Origin of the sequence: Paracoccus onchidii, assembly GCF_028294535.1 — a bacterium.
Taxonomy (GTDB): domain Bacteria; phylum Pseudomonadota; class Alphaproteobacteria; order Rhodobacterales; family Rhodobacteraceae; genus Paracoccus; species Paracoccus onchidii.
Genome location: NZ_JAQBIE010000001.1, coordinates 179,071 through 200,254, shown reverse-complemented (window position 1 = coordinate 200,254; position 21,184 = coordinate 179,071). Strand labels below are relative to the sequence as shown.

21 protein-coding genes and 1 tRNA gene are annotated in these 21,184 nt (G+C 61.0%); 13 read left to right on the top strand and 9 right to left on the bottom strand.

Annotation, left to right across the window (positions count from 1 at the left end; genetic code table 11):
- Entirely contained in the window at positions 1-1,119 is a 1,119-nt protein-coding gene (locus PAF17_RS00995; RefSeq protein WP_271887211.1) for a two-component system sensor histidine kinase NtrB, read from the bottom strand.
- Positions 1,116-2,117 (bottom strand): tRNA dihydrouridine synthase DusB, encoded by a 1,002-nt coding sequence (gene dusB / locus PAF17_RS00990; RefSeq protein ID WP_271887210.1) that lies wholly within the window; start codon positions 2,115-2,117, stop codon positions 1,116-1,118. Before dusB ends, PAF17_RS00995 begins: the two co-directional genes overlap by 4 nt.
- A gap of 226 nt (positions 2,118-2,343) precedes the next feature.
- Between dusB and PAF17_RS00985 the strand changes: the two genes are divergently transcribed.
- From PAF17_RS00985 to PAF17_RS00970, 4 genes are all read left to right on the top strand, one after another.
- Positions 2,344-3,726: an L-serine ammonia-lyase gene (locus PAF17_RS00985; protein ID WP_271887209.1), complete on the top strand. Its 1,383-nt coding sequence runs from the start codon at positions 2,344-2,346 to the stop codon at positions 3,724-3,726.
- Positions 3,727-3,834: 108 nt separating this feature from the next.
- Positions 3,835-4,677 carry a COG3650 family protein gene (locus tag PAF17_RS00980; RefSeq protein WP_271887208.1) on the top strand — a complete coding sequence of 281 codons (843 nt, stop codon included), beginning with the start codon at positions 3,835-3,837 and terminating at the stop codon, positions 4,675-4,677.
- A 143-nt stretch (positions 4,678-4,820) separates the two neighbouring features.
- A complete protein-coding gene (locus tag PAF17_RS00975; protein WP_271887207.1) occupies positions 4,821-7,010 on the top strand; it encodes a YjbH domain-containing protein in 2,190 nt (729 codons plus the stop codon).
- A 2-nt stretch (positions 7,011-7,012) separates the two neighbouring features.
- On the top strand, positions 7,013-7,672 hold the full coding sequence (locus PAF17_RS00970; protein WP_271887206.1) for a YjbF family lipoprotein: 660 nt from the start codon (positions 7,013-7,015) through the stop codon (positions 7,670-7,672).
- A gap of 352 nt (positions 7,673-8,024) precedes the next feature.
- Here the strand turns inward: PAF17_RS00970 and PAF17_RS00965 are convergent, their stop codons facing one another.
- The 4 genes from PAF17_RS00965 to PAF17_RS00950 all read right to left on the bottom strand — a co-directional run bounded on the left by PAF17_RS00965 (position 8,025) and on the right by PAF17_RS00950 (position 10,498).
- Positions 8,025-8,228 carry a hypothetical protein gene (locus PAF17_RS00965; RefSeq protein ID WP_408636351.1) on the bottom strand — a complete coding sequence of 68 codons (204 nt, stop codon included), beginning with the start codon at positions 8,226-8,228 and terminating at the stop codon, positions 8,025-8,027.
- A 197-nt stretch (positions 8,229-8,425) separates the two neighbouring features.
- Entirely contained in the window at positions 8,426-9,208 is a 783-nt protein-coding gene (locus PAF17_RS00960) for a metal ABC transporter permease (RefSeq protein WP_271887204.1), read from the bottom strand.
- Positions 9,201-10,001, bottom strand: a complete 801-nt coding sequence (locus tag PAF17_RS00955; RefSeq protein ID WP_271887203.1) for a metal ABC transporter ATP-binding protein — start codon at positions 9,999-10,001, stop codon at positions 9,201-9,203. Before PAF17_RS00955 ends, PAF17_RS00960 begins: the two co-directional genes overlap by 8 nt.
- Entirely contained in the window at positions 9,998-10,498 is a 501-nt protein-coding gene (locus tag PAF17_RS00950) for a Fur family transcriptional regulator (protein WP_271887202.1), read from the bottom strand. The genes PAF17_RS00955 and PAF17_RS00950 overlap by 4 nt, the downstream gene beginning before the upstream one ends.
- Positions 10,499-10,586: 88 nt before the next feature.
- Here PAF17_RS00950 and PAF17_RS00945 point away from each other — a divergent pair, with 88 nt between their 5' ends.
- Both PAF17_RS00945 and hemP read left to right on the top strand, forming a co-directional pair.
- Positions 10,587-11,612, top strand: coding sequence for a zinc ABC transporter substrate-binding protein (locus tag PAF17_RS00945; protein ID WP_271887201.1), 1,026 nt, complete (start codon positions 10,587-10,589; stop codon positions 11,610-11,612).
- 103 nt (positions 11,613-11,715) lie between these two features.
- Positions 11,716-11,892 (top strand): hemin uptake protein HemP, encoded by a 177-nt coding sequence (gene hemP, locus PAF17_RS00940; protein WP_271887200.1) that lies wholly within the window; start codon positions 11,716-11,718, stop codon positions 11,890-11,892.
- A gap of 40 nt (positions 11,893-11,932) precedes the next feature.
- On the opposite strand, the gene PAF17_RS00935 is transcribed toward hemP, so the two are convergent.
- Positions 11,933-13,219: a pseudouridine synthase gene (locus PAF17_RS00935; protein ID WP_271887199.1), complete on the bottom strand. Its 1,287-nt coding sequence runs from the start codon at positions 13,217-13,219 to the stop codon at positions 11,933-11,935.
- Positions 13,220-13,337: 118 nt separating this feature from the next.
- On the opposite strand from PAF17_RS00935, the gene PAF17_RS00930 reads away from it, so the two are divergent.
- Complete coding sequence (locus PAF17_RS00930; protein WP_271887312.1) at positions 13,338-13,787, top strand: nucleoside deaminase; 450 nt, start codon at positions 13,338-13,340, stop codon at positions 13,785-13,787.
- Between the two features lie 88 nt (positions 13,788-13,875).
- Positions 13,876-13,949, top strand: a tRNA-Gly gene (locus PAF17_RS00925).
- Between the two features lie 163 nt (positions 13,950-14,112).
- On the opposite strand, the gene pheT is transcribed toward PAF17_RS00925, so the two are convergent.
- A complete protein-coding gene (gene pheT / locus PAF17_RS00920; protein WP_271887198.1) occupies positions 14,113-16,500 on the bottom strand; it encodes a phenylalanine--tRNA ligase subunit beta in 2,388 nt (795 codons plus the stop codon).
- Positions 16,501-16,678: 178 nt separating this feature from the next.
- Here pheT and PAF17_RS00915 point away from each other — a divergent pair, with 178 nt between their 5' ends.
- Entirely contained in the window at positions 16,679-16,999 is a 321-nt protein-coding gene (locus PAF17_RS00915) for a TM2 domain-containing protein (RefSeq protein ID WP_271887197.1), read from the top strand.
- Positions 17,000-17,312: 313 nt separating this feature from the next.
- Positions 17,313-17,975, top strand: coding sequence for an oxygen-insensitive NAD(P)H nitroreductase (gene nfsB, locus PAF17_RS00910; RefSeq protein WP_271887196.1), 663 nt, complete (start codon positions 17,313-17,315; stop codon positions 17,973-17,975).
- A gap of 83 nt (positions 17,976-18,058) precedes the next feature.
- Here nfsB and PAF17_RS00905 read toward each other — a convergent pair whose 3' ends face one another.
- A complete protein-coding gene (locus PAF17_RS00905) occupies positions 18,059-18,961 on the bottom strand; it encodes a LysR family transcriptional regulator (RefSeq protein WP_271887195.1) in 903 nt (300 codons plus the stop codon).
- 112 nt (positions 18,962-19,073) lie between these two features.
- Here PAF17_RS00905 and PAF17_RS00900 point away from each other — a divergent pair, with 112 nt between their 5' ends.
- Genes PAF17_RS00900 through PAF17_RS00890 form a run of 3 tightly spaced genes read left to right on the top strand, consistent with a single transcriptional unit; the run spans position 19,074 to position 21,182 of the window.
- Positions 19,074-19,376, top strand: a complete 303-nt coding sequence (locus PAF17_RS00900; RefSeq protein ID WP_271887194.1) for a DUF1330 domain-containing protein — start codon at positions 19,074-19,076, stop codon at positions 19,374-19,376.
- Between the two features lie 36 nt (positions 19,377-19,412).
- Positions 19,413-20,189: a CmcJ/NvfI family oxidoreductase gene (locus PAF17_RS00895; RefSeq protein ID WP_271887193.1), complete on the top strand. Its 777-nt coding sequence runs from the start codon at positions 19,413-19,415 to the stop codon at positions 20,187-20,189.
- Positions 20,190-20,207: 18 nt separating this feature from the next.
- A complete protein-coding gene (locus tag PAF17_RS00890) occupies positions 20,208-21,182 on the top strand; it encodes an LLM class oxidoreductase (RefSeq protein ID WP_271887191.1) in 975 nt (324 codons plus the stop codon).
- The last annotated feature ends 2 nt before the right edge of the window (positions 21,183-21,184 follow it).

Below are 21,184 nucleotides of genomic sequence, written 5' to 3'. Positions count from 1 at the left end.
TTATGCCTTTGGAAGTGAAATACGAAAGATGGTGCGCCCGGGCCTGCTGTCCACGCGGATCAGCGCGCCGTGATCGGTGATGATCTTGCTGACCAGCGCCAGCCCAAGCCCGGTGCCGTTTTCCCGGCCCGAAACGAATGGCTCGAAGATCTGATCGGCAATCGCAGGCGGAAGCCCCGGCCCATTGTCTTCAACAACGATCTGCAAGGGCAAGGAACGCCCCGCCGGGTCGATGTCATCAGGGGGCAGCCGAAGCGTATGATCATAAAAGCTGTGCAACCGGATCGTCGCCCCATCCGTATCCGCCAAGACTTCGGCGGCATTCTTGACCAGATTGAGACAGACCTGCGTCAACTGGTCCGAATCCGCCAATGCCGGGGGAAGTGAGGGGTCGTAGTCGGGAACAATGGCGACATTTCGGGCAAAGCCGACGCTGGCCGAACGCCGCACTTTTTCAAGGATGTCATGGATATTCACCGGCCCAAGCTGGGGTGCCGATGTATCACCAAACCGTTCGACCTGTTCCAGCAAGGCAACGATACGACGCGATTCGCTGACGATCATTTCGGCCATCTCGCGATCTTCGGGCGTGGCATTCATTGCCATCAACTGTGCCGCCCCCCGGATACCCGCCAGAGGGTTCTTGATTTCATGGGCCAGCATTTCCGCCATGCCAATCGCGCTGCGCGCCGCCGAACGGACCGCCCTGCTCTGCGAACGCAGGCCATCATCGGCAGAGGGCACCATCAACAGCGACACCACCCCATCCATATCAATCGCAGGTCCGGCATGGACGGCGGCGCGACGGGCCTCGTGCCCCCCTGCCCGATCGCCGATCTCGAATTGCACATTGGCCTGATACAGCGGTTCGTCAGTGTTCAACACCCGCGCCACAAGGGGATGCAACGAGGGGCGCACGCGCAGCCGCTTGGCAAGTGAATCACCGTCCAGGCTTTTGCCCAGCGTCGAATTGCGCGACAGGTTCAACCAGACCTCGGCCGCATCGTTCATGGCAACCACATGACCGGTGGCATCCAGCATCAAGGCTGGCAAAGGCAGGCTGTTCCAGGCCGCGCCCGGCAACGGCAAGCCCAGTTCTTCGGCCTTGATGCAGGTCATGCCGCGACCTCGCCGCTGTGGGCAAAGGCCTGACGGATCAGCGACACAGTCGCGGCAACACTGTCGGCGCGCAGCATTTGTGCCCGCAACGGCGCGTCATTCGCATCGGCATACCAGCCAAGATGCTTGCGTGCGACGCGCAGTCCCAGTTCCACGCCATAGAAGGCCAGAATATCCTCGTAATGTTCCTCGACGGCATCCGCCAGATCCTCACCTCTCGGAACGACGGGTGCGGGCGTCCCCCACAGCTCATGCGCAATCTGCGCCAGCCGCCAGGGCGCCCCCTGCGCCCCCCGACCAACCATGACCGCCTCGGCACCGGATGCCGCCATGGCATCGCGGGCAGAGCGCGCATCGACAACATCACCATTGGCCACCAGCGGCGGGCGACCAGACACCCCGGACACGAGGCGAATGGCGTCCCAATCGGCATTGCCCTTGTAAAACTGCGCCCGGGTCCGGCCATGAACGGTCAGCATCCTGACCCCGGCATCGGTGGCGCGACGCGCCAGTTCGGCGGCATTGCGGCTGGCATCATCCCAGCCCAACCGCATTTTCAGCGTGACCGGGACCTGAACCGCGCCGACCACTGCATCAATCAATGACAGGGCGTGATCCAGATCGCGCATCAGCGCTGCACCTGACAGCCCTCCGGTCACCTTCTTGGCCGGACATCCCATATTTATGTCGATGATCCTTGCGCCCATGCCCTCGACGATCCGGGCGGTCTCGGCCATCGCGGCGGCTTCGCGCCCGGCGATCTGGACGCTGACGGGCAGATCGCCCTCGGTCAGCGCCTTGGCCCGTATCGCAGCCTTGGTCGATGGCCTTGGCGTCACCATCTCGCTTGATGCAACCATTTCGCTGACCATCAGGCCGGCACCGTGGCGCGCAACCGCCCGCCGGAACGGCAGATCGGTGATGCCCGCCATCGGCGCCAGAAAGACCGGAGCTCCAAGACGCGTATTGCCGATGATGATTGGTTCATGGGTTTGCATAACCTGTTCCTCACCTCTTGCGGTGCCAGCCGCAAGCTGCGGCAGTTCCCCATTTGGCTGCCTTTCTTGCAGGCAGACTGCGCTGCACAAATAATAAGCACATCGCCCGGAAAACGGGCAAACAACTTGCAGGCGATGTCGTGGTCACCCATCCCAAGCGTCGCATTCATGATGGCAACCACCGGAGTGAACTGATTAGATACCCGGACATTTGCAAGGGGTCAGCATGTTCCTTTCGGTCTTCGATCTGTTCAAAGTCGGGGTTGGGCCATCATCGTCGCATACGATGGGGCCGATGGTCGCCGGTGCGCGTTTCCTGGAAGAACTGCGCCAGCAGCCGTTTCGCGCCACCGGCCTTTGCGCAAGCCTGCATGGCAGCCTGGCCTTTACCGGCAAGGGACATGCCACCGATCGCGCCACCATCCTTGGCCTTGCCGGGTTCGTGCCGGCCACGATCGATGCCGATGCCGCAGAACGTGCGCTGGCCGAAAATCGCCAGAACAAGATGCTCTGCCCGGAAGGTCTGGGCGATCTGCACTTTGACCCCGACCGGGATTTGCGCTTCGATTTCGACAAACCCCTGCCGGGGCACGCGAACGGCATGACCCTGTCGGCAACCGATGCCCAAGGCGATGTCATCTTTCACCGGATTTACTATTCGGTCGGGGGTGGCTTTGTCCTGACCGATGAGGAATTGGCCCGCCAAGGCGACGAAGATCGCAGCGACGATGCCGCCCAATTGCCGTTTCCATTCGCCAGCGCCGCCGAAATGCTGGAAATGTCAGCACGTTCGGGCCAGTCCATTGCCCAGATGAAGCGCGCTAATGAACTGGCCTTCATCTCTGATCTGGCGCTGCGTGACGGGTTGTCGGAAATCTGGCGGGTCATGCGTGATTGCATGAACCGGGGGTTGGCGACCTCCGGCGTGTTGCCCGGCGGCCTGAATGTCAAACGCCGCGCCGCCGGCATTCACGAGAAGCTCTTGGCCGAGCGCGGCATGAACCTGACCGCTCCGCATGTGATCAATGACTGGATGTCGGTTTATGCCATGGCCGTAAACGAGGAAAACGCCGCCGGAGGTCAGGTGGTTACCGCTCCGACAAACGGGGCTGCGGGGGTCGTGCCCGCAGTGATCCGGTATTGGCTGGATCACGTGCCCGGTGCCACGGAGCGTGAATTGCCCGATTTCCTGTTGACGGCTGCGGCGATCGGCGGGCTGATCAAGCATAACGCCAGCATTTCGGGCGCCGAATGCGGATGTCAGGCCGAGGTCGGCAGCGCCAGTGCCATGGCGGCGGCGGGCCTTGCCGCGGTCTTGGGCGGGTCGCCGCAACAAATCGAAAACGCTGCGGAAATCGCGCTTGAACACCACTTGGGCATGACCTGCGACCCCGTGAAGGGACTGGTTCAGGTTCCCTGTATCGAACGCAACGGATTGGGCGCCATCAAGGCAGTCAGCGCGGCCAGCCTGGCCATGCGCGGCGACGGCCAGCACCTTGTTCCGCTGGATGCCGCGATCGAGACCATGCGTCAGACCGGCCGCGACATGAGCGAGAAATACAAGGAAACCTCATTGGGCGGACTGGCGGTGAACATCCCGAATTGCTGATCGGACCTGCGGCGATCTGTCGCCGCCCCGTTTCGACGATGCTTGCCCCGAGGCGCGCCCGTTGCTAACGCTGTGTGCGACAGTGATCCATAACAAGAAGGCCGTCCGATGTCTCCGCGTCTCGCACTCATCGCTCTTTTGACCCTGCCACTTGCCGCTTGCGAGGGCACCGGCATCCCCGGCCTCGGCTCGCAGCAGGACGCACAGGTCGAAGGCCATAAAGGCCCGCCAAGCGTTTCTCCGCTGGAACAGCCCATCGAAACCGGCGAGGCTCCGGGCAAGGCCGTGGCCACCGCCGAAGGCACGACCAACAGCACAGGCGCCTTCAGCGCCCGCGGCAACGAGCCATTCTGGGCCGTCGATGTCGCTGGCGGAACGGCCATCTACAAGACGCCGGGCAATCAAAAAGGCCGTGCCATCCGCGTTAACCGGCTGACATTTGACAAAGGCGTGGAATATGTCGGGGTTTTGAGCGGTCGCCCCTTCGTGCTGAACATTCGCGGCGCGGCCTGTCAGGACACCATGTCTGACGAGAAATTCCCCTTTACTGCAACCCTGACCGTTTCAGGACGCAGCAATAGTGGCTGTGCAAGCCCGGCCTCGGCCGAGGTCGCCAACGCTGTCGCCGCCACCAAGGCACCGGCCCCGGCTGCGCCGCGCCGATCGCAGCCGGCAGCCGCGCCGAAACCAGCCCCGACACGCCCCGCAACAGCCCCCGCCGCAGCAGCTGCCGTGACCGAGACCGAGACCGCAGCCGAGGCGTCATCGACCGACAGCAGCACCGAAACCGAGGCTCCGACCACGCCGCAACCCGCAGCCGAAACGGCAACCACGCCCGCTGCCCCGGCCACGCCTGCGGTTCCGGCCCCGGCGATTGCGCTGCCCTCGACCCCGCCCGCCGTCACCCCAGCCGTGCCTGCCGACGTCGAAGCGACCACGGAAGACGAATAGGGATCCCCTGCGGCTTAGATGACGCACCCCGCCGGTCACGTGATGCTGGCGGGCTGCAATTCGCGGCCTAGCCGGTTATGATCCCGTTAAAACGCTGAACGAGGGAAATCCCGATGCGACGCTCTCTGTTACTCAGGCGCCTGATGGCGACAACCCTTCCTGCTGCCGTTCTGTTGGGGTCCGTCTCGTCGACGGCAATCGCCGAACCGGTGCTGGGACAGAACGTGTCGACCTATGGCCTGCCCGGCGGCATCGACACACCGACCGCCGAAATGTTCCCCGACGGCACCCTGGGTGCCAGCGTGTCCTATTCGGATTACGGTCGACGCACCAATGTGGTGTTTCAGGCAATGCCGCGCCTGACAACCGTGCTGCGTTATTCGCGGGTCGAGGGCATCCCGGATTACAACAGCCCGGATCATATCTACGATCGCTCGTTCGATCTGCGTTTCAAGTTCCTTGACGAAGATCCTGAAGGCTGGCGCCCGGCGGTAGCCGTCGGGTTGCAGGACTTTCTGGGAACCGGCGTCTATTCGGGCGAATATATCGTTGCGACCAAGAACCTGACGCCGCGCATTCGCGCCTCGGCCGGTCTCGGATGGGGCACGCTGGCGGGCAAGCCCCGCACCATCGATTCGACCGATACCGGCGGCAAACCCACCGTCGAAAACTGGTTCAGCGGCAGCCCCAAGCCCTTTGGCTCGATCAGCTGGCAGACAACCGAAAGCCTGAGCCTTGTTGCCGAATATTCGAATGACGAATATGTCGCCCGCTATGACAACGGCAATCACATCCGCACCTTCCAGGAAGGTGGCAAAGCGCCCGACAGCAATTTCAACCTGGCCGCCTATTACAAATTCGGTGAAAATTACGAAGTCGGCCTTTACACGATCGGTGGCAACACCGTCGGGGCGCAGTTCTCATTTGCGCTGAACCCCCGTCAGGCCCCTTATCCGTCAGGGTTGGAAAAGGCGCCCGCGCCGGTGCGTCCGCGCCCCGCGCCATCGGCGGACCCGGAAGGCTGGTCGGGGCAATGGGCGCAGGACCCGACTGCACAGCCCGCCATCCAGAAGGTTCTGGGCGATGCCCTTGCCGAAGAAGGGCAGGTTCTCGAGGCAATGGCCCTGTCCTCGAATCGTGCCGAGGTTCGCATCCGCAACCAACGCTATATCCAACAGGCCGAAGCCATCGGCCGCACCGCCCGCCTGATGACGCGCGCCTTGCCGCCCTCGGTCGAGACGCTGGTCATCACATCGTCGGCTGATGGCGTGCCGACATCATCGGTCACGTTGCGCCGTTCCGATGTCGAACGCCTTGAAAATACCGAGGCAGGCCAGATTGCATCCGCTGCGGCGCTTGGCGATGCCCAACCGCGCCCCGCAGACCTGGTCTATTCCGAGGGGATGTATCCGCGCTTTCGTTGGCGGATCAGCCCCTATCTCGACCTGGGCCTTTTCGACCCCGAAGAGCCACTGCGCTACGAGGTCGGTGCCGAGGCACGTATCAACTATGAGCTGATGCCCGGACTGATCTTCAGCGGCACCCTGCGTCAACGCGCCTTTGGCGACATGGAGCAGCGCGGCCCCGGCATCCCGGCCTCGTTGAACAATGGCCAACGCGGCGACCACTATACGCCCGAGGAATACGAAGCCGATCCAAGCCTGGAAACCACCCCGGAAGGGGTGCCACGGGTGCGTTCGGATACGCGGATGTATACCGGCAACACGTCCCCCACGATCCCCGAGCTGACCCTGGCCTGGTATGCCCGCCCCTCCGAGCAGATCTATACCCGTGTGACGGCGGGCCTTCTGGAACGCGCCTATGGCGGCGTTTCCGCCGAGGCACTGTGGAAGCCGGTGAATTCACCGCTGGCTTTCGGGGCGGAAATCAACCGCGTCCGCAAACGCGATTTCGACGTGCTGTTCGATTTCCGTGATTATGAGGTCACGACCGGCTTCGTTTCGGCCTATTACGAATTCGCCGAAGGCTTCACCGCGCAACTGGACGTCGGCAAATACCTCGCCGGTGACAAGGGCGCGACCGTGTCCTTGACGCGTGAATTCGCAAATGGCTGGCAGGTCGGCGCATTTGCGACCAAGACCGATCTCAGCGACGAAGAATTCGGCGAAGGCTCCTTCGACAAGGGCATCACCCTGTCCATCCCGGTCAGCTGGGCAACTGGAACACCGTCACGCGACCGCGCAAGCACGACCATCCGTTCGTTGTCACGCGACGGCGGCTCTCGGGTGCAGGTGGATGGCCGCCTGTACGACAAGGTGCGCGACACCCATTCGGTCAAACTTTACGAAGGCTGGGGGAGGTTCTGGCGATGAACATGGCTCGCAATACCGCAATCGCAGCGACCCTGCTGGCGATGCTGTCAGCCTGTGGCAACGATACCGGCGATGGGGCCAGCGGTGCCGCAATCGATGTGCTGCTGAAAACCGCGACCGATGCGGCCATCTCGCGCAGCGCCGCCAAGACCGAAGCGCCGAAGGCACCGCCGAAATCGCCTCAGGAAGCGGCAGCCGAGGCGCTGCGCGTCAATCCTGCCCCGCTGATCCAGGTCGGTTTCGAAGGTCTGGGCCGTACGCAGATCATGGCCATGACCGGTCAGAACGGCGGCCAACGGACCTATATGACGCCCTCGGAAGAGGCGCTGATCATGCGCGGTGGCATGTTGGTCGGCACGCGAGGACTGGGTAATGACCTGTCGGTCGCGGAACCCCAGACCGAAGCCCTGATCCGTGCGGGCCGCACAGGCACAGCGCAGCGCGTCATGCGCTATTACTCGGGTGACGGCAAGGAACGTCCGCTGCAATTCACCTGCACAGTTGGCGCGGGCCCAAAGCCCGGCGTGACGATCGAAAGCTGTGAAGGGCACGACACCAGCTTCCAGAACAGCTATATGACCCAGGGCGGACAGATCGCCGTGTCGCGCCAATGGGTGGGACCGGCACTGGGATATGTCACCGTCCAGACCCTGCGCCCCTAAGCACTGTTCCCCTGACCTCCATGGAAAAGGCCGCCCTTCACGCGGCCTTTTTTATTTGACCTGCCGAAAGAGCATAATCTTTTCGCGGGATCTCGAAGCCACCGCACATCAGCGCAGTGTCATGGATGATGCCCAGCTTTTCGAAGATGTCGGGACATGGCCTGCTGCGAACAGAGACGCGCCACGCGCGCAATCTGCAAAAAAAGAGACGCTCCCCGGAGGTCCCGATCAAACGTCCAGCATGATCGCATGCAGGCCCGCGCCCAAAGCGATAGCACCCAAAAAAGTAAAGGGGGCTGGCACCAGGCCAACCCCCTTCAAAACAGACCGGATAAACCGACCTGTTCCGTAATCAGCTGTCGTCGTCGTCCGAAGCAACAGCAGCGATCACGCCCAGCAGCAGCAGGGCGGGGATCACCAGGCCAGCGTTCGAGGACGCGGGCTCTTCTTCGATGACGACGGGCTCGACGTCGACGACGGGTGCAACATAGCCACCAGCCAGAGCCGAGGTTGCGGTCAGGCCGAGAGCGGCAGCGAAAGTAGCGAATTTGGTCATGATCATGCTCCGTTACATTTGAAAGCTGCCGTTTCCGGCAACATCGAAGAGACAGTTACACAATCCCGGACGGTTGAAAAGCAGCATTAAATCAATTCCCCCTAGGGCTTGTGTCCACTGTTGCATATTGGCCAACACTTCCGGAGCGCGCAGGTTCCCTTGGCGTGCCAATAGCATAAGTCTGCGTCAAACCCGGCCTAAACGCGACGAAAAATTTGCGCGATTGCAAAATAAACCGCGGATGCCGACACGATCGACGGTCCCGTGGGGCTGTCGAATTGCAGGCTGGCCCACAGGCCCGACGCCACGGAAATCACCGCGATTCCCGTCGCCAGAAGGGCCATTTTCTCTGGGGTTGAAACCCGCCCGCGCGCCGCCGCAGCCGGAACGATCAGCAATGCCGAAATCAACAAGGACCCGACAACACGGATCGCCAGTGCGACCACGACCGCCAGCGCAAGGGACAGGATCAGCCGTTCAAGTCGCGGGTCGATGCCCGCCGCCATCGCCAGTTCTTCATTGACGGTGGCAGTGACCATACGCTGCCATCGCCAGCACAGCAGCGCAAGCACGCACAGGGCCCCAGCCCATATCAGAGCAAGGTCGAAACGCTGCACCGCCAGGATGTCGCCAAACAAAAACGCGCTCAGATCGCTGCGGGCCGAAGGCACAAAGCTGATGGCAACCAGGCCGAAGGCCAGTGCGGAATGCGCCAGAACGCCCAGAACGGTATCCATCGCCTGACCGCGATTGGTCAGCACCGTCACCAGCACCGCCATCGCGATCGCAACGGATAGCGTGCCAAGATAGATCGACATGTGAAACGCAAGACTGATCGCCACCCCCAGAATCGAGGCATGCGCCGTCGAATCACCGAAATAGGCCATGCGCCGCCAGACGACAAAACTGCCAAGGGGGCCGGTCACCAGGGCCAACCCAAGCCCGGCCAACAGCGCGCGGATAAGAAAATCGTCAAGCACGCGTTTGTTCCGTCACATGGGTATCATTGGCAGAAACCGAGAACCCGCCCTGCCCCAATTTCGGCTCGCATACCGCGCCGTGGTCGTGATCGTGGTGATGGTGATACAGCGCAAGGGTGCCCCGCGCACCGCTGCCAAACAGGGCATGATAGGCCGGGTCGACGCTGACATCTTCTGGGGTTCCTTCGCAGCAAATATGCCCGTTCAGGCAAATGACCCGATCCGAGGCCCGCATGACCACCAGCAAATCGTGGCTGACCAGCAGGATAGCCGCGCCGGTCTTTTGGCGCACATCTTCGATCAACTGGTAAAAGGCCACGATACCCGGTTGATCCAGCCCCTGCGTCGGCTCATCCAGAACCAGAAGATCGGGTTCATGCAGCAGCGCCCGCGCCAGAAGCACGCGCTGAAACTGGCCGCCCGAAAGGCGCGTCAGCTGTCGTTGCTCGATACCCGGCACACCTGTTGTCTCCAGCGCGGTTCTGGCCACGGAATCGCTGACGCGGCGTGGCAGGGACAAGAAACGGCGAACCGTCATCGGGATCGCACTGTCCAGTTGCAGCTTTTGTGGCACATAGCCGATCCGCAGCCCCGCCTTGCGCGCCACCCCGCCCGACGCCAAGGGCATATGCCCCAGAAGCGCGCGAATCAGCGAAGACTTTCCCGACCCGTTCGGTCCCACCACGGTCACGATTTCTCCCGGACGAATGGAAAAATCGACCTGCTTCAAAACCGCTTCCGTAGTCCCGCTGCGATGGATCGACAGGTTGCTGGCCTTGATCAACGGCGTCACGCAGCACCTGCCTTTGCGCAGCCCGCGCAAAGCCCGACAGCCTCGACAGTCAGCCGTTCGATCGTGAATCCGTTGTCCTGCGACAATTCGCCCAGCTCATCCTGCAAATACCCGGCCGGAACTTCGGCCAACTTGCTGCAAACCCGACAGATCAGGAAGGCAGGCGCATGTTCGCATTCCGGGTGCAAACAGGCCGCAAAGGCATTCAGCCGCTGCAGGCGATGCGCCAGGCCGTGCTGGACCAGAAACTCCAGCGCCCGGTAGGCAACAGGCGGCTGGCTACCATAGCCTTCGGCAGCAAGGCGTTCCAGAACCTCATATGCGCCCATTGCCCGATGCGATTCCAGCAACAGTTCCAATGTCCGTCGGCGCACCGGCGTCAGTCGCGCCTTTTTCGCCGCCAGCCGCTGTTCTGCGACCTGCAAGGCATCCGCCTGACAGCGTTGATGATCATGGGGCGCGAATGCGGCCCCCGCGCCGGTTCGTTCTTGCGTCACAAGGGAAACCCTTTGAAAACTGGTTGACTTGTTATTTTATTACATTGATTACACAGGTTTCACAACCGATCCAAGAAGGCGATTTCCCATGCATGCTCATCTTTCGGTCGCTGCATTCGCAGCCTGTCTGGCAACCCCGACGCTGGCCGCCCCCCCGACGGTGGTCGCGGATACTGCGGTCACAGCATCTTTCGTTGCGCAAGTCATGGGAGATCTTGGCCAACCTTCGGTTCTGATTCCCTCGGGCGCCAGCCTGCATCACTATCAGATGCGCCCGTCGGATGCGCGCAAGCTGCAATCCGCAGATACCGTGATCTGGACCGGCCCTGAACTGACCCCTTGGCTGGAACGTGCAGTATCGGGCGTCACTGCATCACAATTGCAACTGACCCATGTGCCCGGAACCCATCTGCAAGGTTTCGCCGGCGACGCACATGATCCCGCACATGACGACCATGCGCATGAAGAGCATGACGAGCACGGGCACGCCGCACATGATCACGATCACGATCACGATCACGAAGGACATAGTCACGACGAACATGAACATGAAGCACATGCAGAACATGATGGTCATGACCACGATCACAGCGGCACCGACCCGCATGCATGGCTGACGCCCGAGAACGGGCCGGTCTGGTTGGCGGCCATTGCGCAAGAACTGTCACGCCTCGACCCTGAAAACGCCGACGCTTACAAAGCCAACGCCGAGGCTGCAGCGACCCGGCTGAGCGATCTGGACGCAGAACTGAACGCCGAACTTGCCCCCATCTCTGACCAGAGCTTTGTCGTGTTTCACGACGCATACGGCTATTTCACGACGCATTTCGGGCTACGTCCCGCGATTGCCGTGTCTTTGGGCGACGCTACCAGCCCATCCGCGGCCCGTCTGAGCGAAATCCGCGAAAGAATCGCCGACACCGGCGTCAATTGCGCCTTTCCCGAAGCCGGCCACGACCCGAAACTGATCGAAACGGCCATCGAGAACAGCGGAACCAAACTGGGCGCGGCACTGGATCCGGCCGGCACAGAACTAGAGGGCGGACCCGATTTCTATGCCACCCTGATGCGGAATCTGGCCCGCACGTTGACCGACTGCATGGGCGAATCGTGAACTGATTTCATCGGCCCAGATAATTCCGACTCTTTTACTTTGACTTACCTGATAAATTTTGTCAGCATTGCGAGAGCTTGGAACCTGTTCAATGAGGCCGATGATGACCGCGACCCGCCCATCCGAATTCAACCGCCCCGCAACCAGCGTATTGGCGCGCCTGCCGCAACATGACGCTACGGAATTGACGCGGGGCGGAAATCAGGCGCTTATCGTGCTTGACGAACAAATCTATCAACTGCGGATCACCCGTGCTGGCAAGCTGATCCTGACCAAATGAAAAGGGGCACTTGAAGTGCCCCTGAATCTCAGCCTGTCTTTCAGCTTTTCGGACCGCGTGGTTTGCCGCGATTTGCACCGCCAGGCTTGCCGGAAAAGCGCCCGCCCGGCTTGCCGCCCGGGCGTGAAAAACCGCCGGGACGTCCATCGCGCGAGGAGGCGTCCTGACCGCTGCGATCAGAACCACCGCGATCGGATTTGAATCCGGGCTTGCCACCTGATGGCTTTCTGAACGGTTTGCCCCCGGCCCTGTCGCCCCCCTTGTCGTCGAAGCGTCCCGAAAAACCGCGACGTGGGCGGTCCGCGCCGCCCTCGTTTGAACGTGGGGAGGCGCCCCCGAAACGCTTGTCACCGGGGCCGCGGCGATTGTCACCCTCGGATTCCTGTCTGGGACCGCGCTTGGCGAAGCCTGCATCATCCGGCCTGCGCCCCGTCGAAAAACGACGCGGGCGATCCTGCTGCCCGTCATCCTTGCGGAACCCGCGCCCTGACTCGGCATGATTGCGGCGGTCACCACGCTCTTTGGTGTCCGCCCCCCGCGGGCGCAGCTCACGCTCTTTCTCGGTTGTTTCGCCGGTCAACAGACCACCCAACTGGTCGCGCAGAACCCGACGCTTGACCTCGGACACCTGATTCTTTTCCAAACCGACCAGCTTGAACGGCCCGTATCCGATTCGAATCAGCCGGTTGACCTGCAAACCGACATGCGCCATCGCCCGGCGGATCTCGCGGTTGCGGCCCTCGCGGATCCCCACCGTGACCCAGGCATTTGCCCCTTGCTGGCTGTCCAGACGGATTTCCATCGGCGCAAAATCTTCGCCATCTATGGTGACGCCACGACGCAACGGATCGAATGTCAGATCATTCGGTGTGCCGTTAACACGAACGCGATAACGACGGAGCCAGCCGGTTGCCGGCAGTTCAAGCCTGCGCTTCAGCTCGCCGTCATTGGTCAAAAGCAACAAACCTTCGGAATTGAGATCCAGACGACCGACGGTCATGACCCGCGGCAGGTCGCGCGGCAATGCATCAAAGATTGTCTGGCGGCCCTTTTCATCGGATTCCGATGTGACCAGCCCGTTCGGTTTGTAATACAACCACAGGCGGGTTTCCTGTTTTTCGTCCAGCTTTTTGCCATCCACGACGATCTTGTCCGCCGGTGTGACATCCAGGGCGGGGCTGTTGATCTTCTGCCCGTTGACGCTGACGCGACCTTCCACGATCATGCGCTCAGCCTCGCGGCGGCTTGCGACGCCGGCGCGGGCCATGACCTTGGCAATACGATCCGCATTCGCGGGTTTCTGTGAATTTTCGGGGCTGTCGGTCATTGCGAGTTCTCCTTCGCATCGCTGCGGGGTAAAAATGGCCTTCTATGCCGATGAAGGGCATGTGGGAAGGATTCTTTTGAATGCAAAGACACAGCATTCGGACCAGTGCATGGCGGATATGACCTTCACATCGCATATGGCGCTGGCCCTGAAAGAGGCCGAGGCCGCCGCGAACCGTGGCGAGGTCCCGGTTGGCGCGGTGATCGTAGCCCCTGACGGGATGGTCCTGAGCAGCGCAGGCAACCGCACCCGCGAGCTGTGCGACCCGACGGCCCATGCCGAAATTCTGGCGATCCGAAAGGCATGCGCATTGCGCGGATCCGAGCGCCTGCCCGGCCACAAGCTATGGGTGACGCTGGAACCCTGCCCGATGTGCGCGGCGGCGATCTCGGCCGCGCGTATCGAAACCCTGTATTTCGGCGCGCAGGATGTCAGGATGGGCGGCGTGAACCACGGTGCCCGCGTGTTCGATCATCCGCAATGCCATCATCGTCCCGACATCTTTGACGACATTGATTCAGCCCCGTCGCGCGAGCTGCTGAAACGTTTTTTCAACGCGCGCCGATAGGGTTTGTGCAAGAATCTGCCACAAAACAACCATCTGCGGACCGCAACGACTTGCACCGACGGTGCGGGCGTCATATACCGTCTTCGATGCGGGTGTAGCTCAATGGTAGAGCAGCAGCCTTCCAAGCTGAATACGTGGGTTCGATTCCCATCACCCGCTCCATCATTCCCAGCGATGACAATCAGGTGCGACGCGGCGAACCTGTCAGCACGGCGATTCCGGCGCGATCTGGACGCCGCCTTTTTCATATCGCGCCTGACATGCGCGAATACGAACGGGCGCCGGTTTCCGCCGACGCCCGTCATCAATCAAAACCAAGAAACAGTCAGGCGCGCAACGTCCCGCCAGTGGCCTTTTGAACCTTGTCGATGATCTTTTGCCCAACGGCCTCGATTTCTGCATCGGTCAAGGTCTTGTCGCGCGGTTGCAGGCGCACCGTGATCGCAATCGATTTCCGGCCGTCTTCCAGACCGGTAAACTGGTCGAACACGCTGACCGATTGGATCAGCGCCTTGTCTGCGCCCTGTGCCGCATTGACCAGCGTCATGGCCTCGACCTGCGGGGCCACGACAAAAGCAAAGTCACGATCGACCGCCTGCAACTCGGACAGCTGCAATGCCGGACGGGACGCCGCCTTGGCCTTGGGGAAAGGCACGTTCTCGATGCGCACCGTAAAGGCCACGGCCGCACCCTTGACGTTCAACGCCTGAAGAACACGCGGATGAACCTCGCCGAAGCTGGCCAATATGTTCGGCCCCAATGCGATATTTCCTGCACGGCCCGGATGCCACCACGGATCCAGCTTGCGATTGATCTGCGCCCTGGCGGGGGCGCCAATGGCGTTCAGCACCGCTTCGGCGTCCGCCTTGGCATCATAGAGATCCACCTTGCGATGGCTGCCATAGGGATCGCGCGATGCCCGTGCCCCCACCAGAAGGCCGGTAATCTGCAACGCCTGCTCCCCCGGCTCGCCGCCTGAAAAAGTCTGACCGATCTCGAACAGGGACAGGTCAGAATGACCGCGCGCCTGATTGCGTGCAGCGGCCGCCAACAGGCCCGGCAGCAGGTCGGGCCGCAGGTGGGTCATCTCGCTGCTGATCGGGTTGTCGACGCGCACAACGTCATCGCCACCACCAAACAGACGGGCCGCGGCCTCATCGATGAAACTGTAGGTGACGCATTCGTTGTAACCCAACGCGGCAGCCTGCCTGCGGGCCGCGCGCTCACGCATTTGCAGCGGCGTCAGGATGGGCCGCGGAACACCTGCCTGTGGTCGCGGCAAGGGCTTGCCCTCCAGCTTGGTGAGGCTGGCGATCCGTGCGATTTCCTCGACCAGATCAGCCTCGCCCAACACATCCGGCCGCCACGAGGGCACATGCGCCATATCGCCTTCCAGCCGGAAACCCAGTGCCTCAAGCGATGCCCGCTGCGAAGCTTCGGGGATGTCCAGCCCAACAAGGCTGCTGGTCCGTGCAGGATCCAGGCGATAGGCCCGCGCGGTATCTGGAATTGCACCGGCCGTCACCAGCGTGGATGCTTTGCCACCGCACAGATCGATGACCATCTGCGTTGCCAGATCCAGGCCCTGAACCGTGAACGCGGGATCGATGCCGCGTTCAAAGCGATACCGCGCATCAGAGTTGATCTTCATGGCACGGCCCGTCGCCGCAGTTGCGATCGGATCGAAATAGGCCGCTTCGATAAACACATCGGTGGTGTCATCGGTCGCGCCCGACGCGGCGCCCCCCATGATTCCGGCAATACTCTCGGGACCGTTATCATCGCAGATGATCACGGCATGTTCCGGCAGGGCATAAGTCTTTTCGTCCAGTGCCTGCAGCTGTTCACCTGCCTTTGCGGCGCGCAGCGTCAGATCCCCCTTGATCCGGGACGCATCGAAGACATGCAGCGGACGGTTCAGATCATAGGTGAAGAAATTCGTGATATCGACCAGCGTGTTGATCGGCCGCAAGCCAATCGCAACCAGGCGTTTTTGCAGCCATGCGGGGCTGGGGCCATTCTTGACACCGCGAACCAGACGGCCGCTGAAGAACGGTGCCCTGGCGGCGACATCCTCGTCGATGGTCACCGACACCGGGCAGGGGAATTCCGCCGCAATATCCGCTTGGCGCAACGGCCGAAGCTCACCCAGCCCCCGCGCGGCCAGATCGCGGGCGATTCCGCGAACACCCAACGCATCGGGGCGGTTTGGCGTGATCTTGATATAGATCATCGGATCGATCTTGTCGGGGGCGTTCGCCGCCAACCAGTCGACAAATCTCTGGCCGACCTCACCCGAAGGCAGCTCGATAATGCCGTCATGTTCGTCCGACAGCTCCAGCTCGCGCTCCGAGGCCATCATGCCGTGGCTTTCGACGCCACGGATCTTGCCGACGCTCAGCGTGACATCGATTCCGGGAACATAATCGCCGGGCTTGGCCAGCACGACGGTAATCCCCTCACGGGCATTATGGGCACCGCAAACAATCTGCTTTTCGCCCTCATCCGTCAGAACGCGACAAACCCGAAGGCGATCTGCATCGGGATGCTGTTCGGCATGCGTGACCTTGGCCAGCGTAAAGCCGCCCAGCCTCGATGCAGGATCGGTCACCTCCTCGACCTCAAGGCCAAGATCGGTCAGTGCCTCGGTGATGTCACCAAGGCTGGCATTGGTTTCCAGATGTTCCCTGAGCCAGGACAGCGTGAATTTCATGTCGCAAACTTCCGTTCCGGTGCGGCGCGCCGCTTTTGCGGGCTAATTACCCCAAGGTGACGACGATTGGTAGGGGCCGCCGGACAGTCCCTGCGATCGCGCCCGACACTTGTTTGGTCCGGGTTTGTGCCTATCTCAAGGATGCCAACCACAGGATCGCCGCAAGGATCGGATACGCATGAGCATCGAACAACAATTGCTGATCGAACAGCGGGTCGCGAATGAATCAAAATCCCCTTTCGTGGCCTATCTGCTTGCGATTCTGCTTTGGGGGTTTGGCGCGCATCGTCTGTATCTGGGCCGTTACATGAGCGGCATCATCATGCTTGCCCTTTGGGGAATCGGCTGGTTGACGGCACCAATCCTGATCGGATGGATTCCGATCGCCCTGGTTTGTGTCTGGGCGGTGATCGACCTTTTCCTGATCCCGGCGATGATCCGTGAAGATCAGGCTATGTTGCGTCAGCAGCTGAGCGCCGAGTTTTTCGGCGGGCGCTGACGCCCGCTTCGCGTCCACACACATTGCCCAACTGCCATGACCGGCCCGAACCAAAACGGTTCGGGCCTTTCTGATGCGCGGCGGCCGCGATTATCCGACATTCTCGAATTATGTTTTCGCGAAAACTCCGTTTACCGGGTCTACAGCCGCTCCTATCTGTTCAATCAACACCGACCAAGCCGAAAGATCGACCTGACAGTCAGTCGAACACACCCGAGTTTTCATCAGAAAATTTAACCACTTATGCCGGATCCTGACGCATCGCGAAAAGCGGGCGAACGTTCCGGGCCGGCCAATCACAGGAGACGAGTCCATGACCATCCACATCACCGATTTCGCCAAATCTCGCCACACCGCAAAAGCCTATTCGCCGCGCCATATCTCGGACGAGGATATGGAGAAGGTGCGTGAACTTCTTCGCTACAGCCCGTCATCGACCAACCTGCAGCCGTGGCATTTCATCATTGCTGAATCGGACGCAGGCAAGGAACGCGTCGCCAAGGCCGCCGCCGAGAAATTTCCCTTCAATGCCCCTGCGATCCGGAACGCGTCGCATGTGATCGTATTCGCCAGCCGCATCGAAGCCGATGAAGACTATCTGCTGAAGGTGCTGAAGGAAGAAGAGCGTGCCGGCCGTTTCGACGGAAATCCGGATTTCAAGCCCGCGATGCACCAGGGCCGCACAATGTTTCTGAACATCCATCAGCAGCAAATCGGCGACGGCCCGCAATGGATGGCGCATCAGGTCTATCTGAACCTTGGCCAGTTCCTGCTGGGGGTTGCCGCCATGGGAATCGACGCAACGCCGATGGAGGGGATCGACACGACCGTTCTGGACGAAGAATTCGGGCTGCGCGAACAAGGCTATGCCAGCCTGTTCGTCGTGCCGATCGGCTATGCGGACCCGGAAGCCGATTACAACAAGGCCCTGCCGAAATCCCGCCTGCCCGAATCGGACATCATCACGACCGTCTGATCATTCATTCAAGACAAGGCAAGGACGGTGAAACAGATCGCACCGCCCTTGCCTGCATGGCGATCCCGCGACGGCGGGCCGGCTCATTCCCAGTCCGGCGATTTTCCGATCCTCTCGATCAGGTAATCCATGAACACCCGAACCTTCAAGGACAGCACGTTGGATTTCGGATAAACCAGCCACAGAACCGACCGGTCGGCGATCCTGTAGTCTGGCAAGACCTGGACAAGCCGCCCCGAAGCCAACTCGCCCGCAACGCTCCAGCGAGAGTTCATTGAAATCCCGGCCCCCGCCATGGTGGTCAGCTTTTGCGTCAGGCCATCATCGACCACCAACCGGCAATGCGACGCCGCGGGCTCGAACACGGCGGACTCGCCATTTGGTCCGGTCAGCGGGCGCGGGCTTTGGTTCTTGAAGGCAATGACCTGATGCCGTATCAGGTCATCAGGGTGTTCGGGCAGACCGTGCCGCGTCAGATATTCCGGCGCTGCACAAAGCACCCGCCGGTCGTCGGCCAGCTTGCGCCCCTTGAGGCTGGTATCTTCCAGCGCGGAATTGCGGATGGCCAGATCGAAGCTGCCCTCGATCAGGTCGAAAACGGAATCCGACAACCGCAGATCCAGCGTCATGTCAGGATAACGTGCCAGAAAGTCCGGCAGGATCGGCGCGATATACAATTGGGCAAACGTGCTGGGCGCGGTGAAGCGCAACGTTCCCCGAGGCGTGGCCTGACCCATCCCCAATGCAGCACGGCCCGCATCCTCTTGCGCCAGAATTTCGCGGGCATATGGCAGGAATTCCGCCCCTTCCAGCGACAGGGACACCTTCCGGGTCGAGCGATGCAACAGATCCGCACCAACAGCATTTTCCAGCTTGGCCAGCCGCGCCCCCGCAACCGCGGGCGCAAGACCCAGTGCGCGTCCCGCCGCGCTGATGTTCAGCTTTTCGGCGGCCAGCACAAACAGTCGAAGCGCATCTGTGTCCATCATTATATCCAAATTGCGAAATATGATTCAGAATTTCGGCAATTTATTTACGCTATGCAACTAATAAATTGAGGTCATTCACAAGCAACCATCCGTTCAAAGGATCTGCAAGATGACCTGCTATTCTGTTCTCGCCGTCACTCCGACCGAAACTTCATGGGTCGAAGGCTATCGCAACTCGGTCAACGACATTGTTGCAAAACATGGTGGCCGCTATCTGGCACGCACCGTCGACCACCAACAGGTGGAAGGCATCGAACAGCCTGCTGGAATGCGCATCATTCTGGAATGGCCCTCGAAAGAGGCGGCGCTCAGCTTTCTGAACGATCCCGAATACGCACCGTGGCTTAGCGCGCGCAGCAAGGGATCCGTGTCGACGCATTTCATCATCGAAGCCCAGGACGATCTGGCCTGACCGGCACAGGGCGGACAGAGAAAGGGAACACGTACCATGTCGAACACAGGACGCGTCAATTATCACGTTCATGCCCCCTACCGGCAATCATTCGTCATCGATGCCGATGGGGTGGCGGGCAATCTGATCTCGCCCGAACTGGCCGAAACCCAGATCACCCTGAACGATCTGCGCATTGCGGGGTCGACAATATATGCGCGCGACGGCGTTGCCTTTGAAACCTATCCAAGCGCGATCACTGATTTTTCCGATATGCAGGATTGGCGCCAGCAATATGACCGCGAACTGGCCGCATTGCTGACAGATCGGCTGGCGGCACGTGAGGTGATCGTGTTCGATCACACATTGCGCGTCGACGATCCCGACGCCAATCGCAAACCCGCCCGCAACGTCCATAGCGACTATAGCCCCGAGGGCGCGGAAAAACGGCTGGTCGATCTGCTGGGGCCGCAACGCGCAGCAGATTGGCAAGACGGGCATTATGCGTTCATCAATATATGGCGCCCGGTGGAAAACCCGATCAACAGTGCGCCTCTGGGGTTTGTTCGGCCCGCATCGGTGCCGCATGAAGACTGGATCAAGATCGACCTGATCTATCCCGACCGGCGCGGAAACATCATGGGGCTTGTCGCAAACAAGCATCATGAATGGATCTATCAATCCTGCATGAACCCGAACGAGATCGTCTATTTCAACATATATGACAATCGAGGCCTGCCATCCGTGGCGCACAGCGCGATCGATCTGGTCGAGAACCCCGGCATAACCTCCGTGCGCAAAAGCCTCGAAAGCCGGACTTTGGTAAGATTCTGACCACAAGAAGGTGCAATCATGCGTGACTCTGCCCATCCCGATGCATTCCCGACCATCAACCGCGCCTATAACTCGGTGTTTCGGCCCGGACGCCTGACCCTGGGCCTGGTCGCGCCTGTCGAAGCGCATGGAAACAATCCGGTGCCGACACTGGAACGCCATATCGAACGGATCAAACTGGCCGAAACGCTTGGTTTTTCAGCGATATGGTTGCGTGACGTGCCCTTCAACGTTCCCGGTTTCGGCGATGCGGGTCAGATCCATGATCCTTTCGTCTATCTTGGCGCGCTGGCCATGACGACACAGCATATCGCGTTGGGGGTGGCCAGCGTCGTCCTGCCTCTGCGTCATCCGGCCCATGTTGCCAAGGCGGCGGCTTCGGTCGATCAGCTTTCAGGGGGGCGGTTGCTTCTGGGTGTGGCATCAGGTGATCGACCCGAGGAATATCCCGCAATGGGGGCGACGTTCCCGGATCGCGGCGCACGGTTTCGCGACAGTTTCACCTATATCCGCAAGATGGCCGAAACCTGCCCCACCCTGCAAACACAGCTGGGCGATCTTTCCGGCAATATCGACATGTTGCCCAAACCCACCGGCGGCCGCCTGCCGCTGTTGATCACGGGCGGCAGCCAGCAATCCCCCGAATGGGTTGCAGCCAACGGAGACGGTTGGATGACCTATCCTCGCGACATCCGTGCGCAGGAACGCGTGGTCAGCACCTATCGCAACCAGACGTCTGCGGCGGGCATCGGCGACCGCCCGGTGATGCAGTCGCTCTACGTGGATCTGGAAGAAGATCCCGATGCACCGGCACGCCCGATCCATCTGGGGTTCCGATCGGGGGCGCGCTTCCTGCGGCTGTATCTTTCGGAGTTGCGGGCGCTTGGGGTCAATCACGTCGCCTTGAACCTGCGCTTTAACAATGCCGATATCGAAACAACGATGAAACGCATGGCAGAAGATCTTCTGCCCGCCTTTTCCCATAAGGACTGACA

What these genes read in the sequence shown, in the direction of transcription:
- PAF17_RS00890 (WP_271887191.1), top strand. Translation starts at nt 20,208, where the DNA reads ATGCGTGACTCTGCCCATCCCGATGCATTCCCGACCATCAACCGCGCC.
- pheT (WP_271887198.1), bottom strand. Translation starts at nt 16,500, where the DNA reads ATGAAATTCACGCTGTCCTGGCTCAGGGAACATCTGGAAACCAATGCC.
- PAF17_RS00935 (WP_271887199.1), bottom strand. Translation starts at nt 13,219, where the DNA reads ATGACCGACAGCCCCGAAAATTCACAGAAACCCGCGAATGCGGATCGT.
- PAF17_RS00905 (WP_271887195.1), bottom strand. Translation starts at nt 18,961, where the DNA reads ATGGACACAGATGCGCTTCGACTGTTTGTGCTGGCCGCCGAAAAGCTG.
- nfsB (WP_271887196.1), top strand. Translation starts at nt 17,313, where the DNA reads ATGACCATCCACATCACCGATTTCGCCAAATCTCGCCACACCGCAAAA.
- PAF17_RS00895 (WP_271887193.1), top strand. Translation starts at nt 19,413, where the DNA reads ATGTCGAACACAGGACGCGTCAATTATCACGTTCATGCCCCCTACCGG.
- PAF17_RS00980 (WP_271887208.1), top strand. Translation starts at nt 3,835, where the DNA reads ATGTCTCCGCGTCTCGCACTCATCGCTCTTTTGACCCTGCCACTTGCC.
- PAF17_RS00965 (WP_408636351.1), bottom strand. Translation starts at nt 8,228, where the DNA reads ATGACCAAATTCGCTACTTTCGCTGCCGCTCTCGGCCTGACCGCAACC.
- PAF17_RS00930 (WP_271887312.1), top strand. Translation starts at nt 13,338, where the DNA reads ATGACCTTCACATCGCATATGGCGCTGGCCCTGAAAGAGGCCGAGGCC.
- PAF17_RS00915 (WP_271887197.1), top strand. Translation starts at nt 16,679, where the DNA reads ATGAGCATCGAACAACAATTGCTGATCGAACAGCGGGTCGCGAATGAA.
- PAF17_RS00995 (WP_271887211.1), bottom strand. Translation starts at nt 1,119, where the DNA reads ATGACCTGCATCAAGGCCGAAGAACTGGGCTTGCCGTTGCCGGGCGCG.
- PAF17_RS00900 (WP_271887194.1), top strand. Translation starts at nt 19,074, where the DNA reads ATGACCTGCTATTCTGTTCTCGCCGTCACTCCGACCGAAACTTCATGG.
- PAF17_RS00970 (WP_271887206.1), top strand. Translation starts at nt 7,013, where the DNA reads ATGGCTCGCAATACCGCAATCGCAGCGACCCTGCTGGCGATGCTGTCA.
- PAF17_RS00975 (WP_271887207.1), top strand. Translation starts at nt 4,821, where the DNA reads ATGGCGACAACCCTTCCTGCTGCCGTTCTGTTGGGGTCCGTCTCGTCG.
- dusB (WP_271887210.1), bottom strand. Translation starts at nt 2,117, where the DNA reads ATGCAAACCCATGAACCAATCATCATCGGCAATACGCGTCTTGGAGCT.
- PAF17_RS00985 (WP_271887209.1), top strand. Translation starts at nt 2,344, where the DNA reads ATGTTCCTTTCGGTCTTCGATCTGTTCAAAGTCGGGGTTGGGCCATCA.
- hemP (WP_271887200.1), top strand. Translation starts at nt 11,716, where the DNA reads ATGACCGCGACCCGCCCATCCGAATTCAACCGCCCCGCAACCAGCGTA.
- PAF17_RS00945 (WP_271887201.1), top strand. Translation starts at nt 10,587, where the DNA reads ATGCATGCTCATCTTTCGGTCGCTGCATTCGCAGCCTGTCTGGCAACC.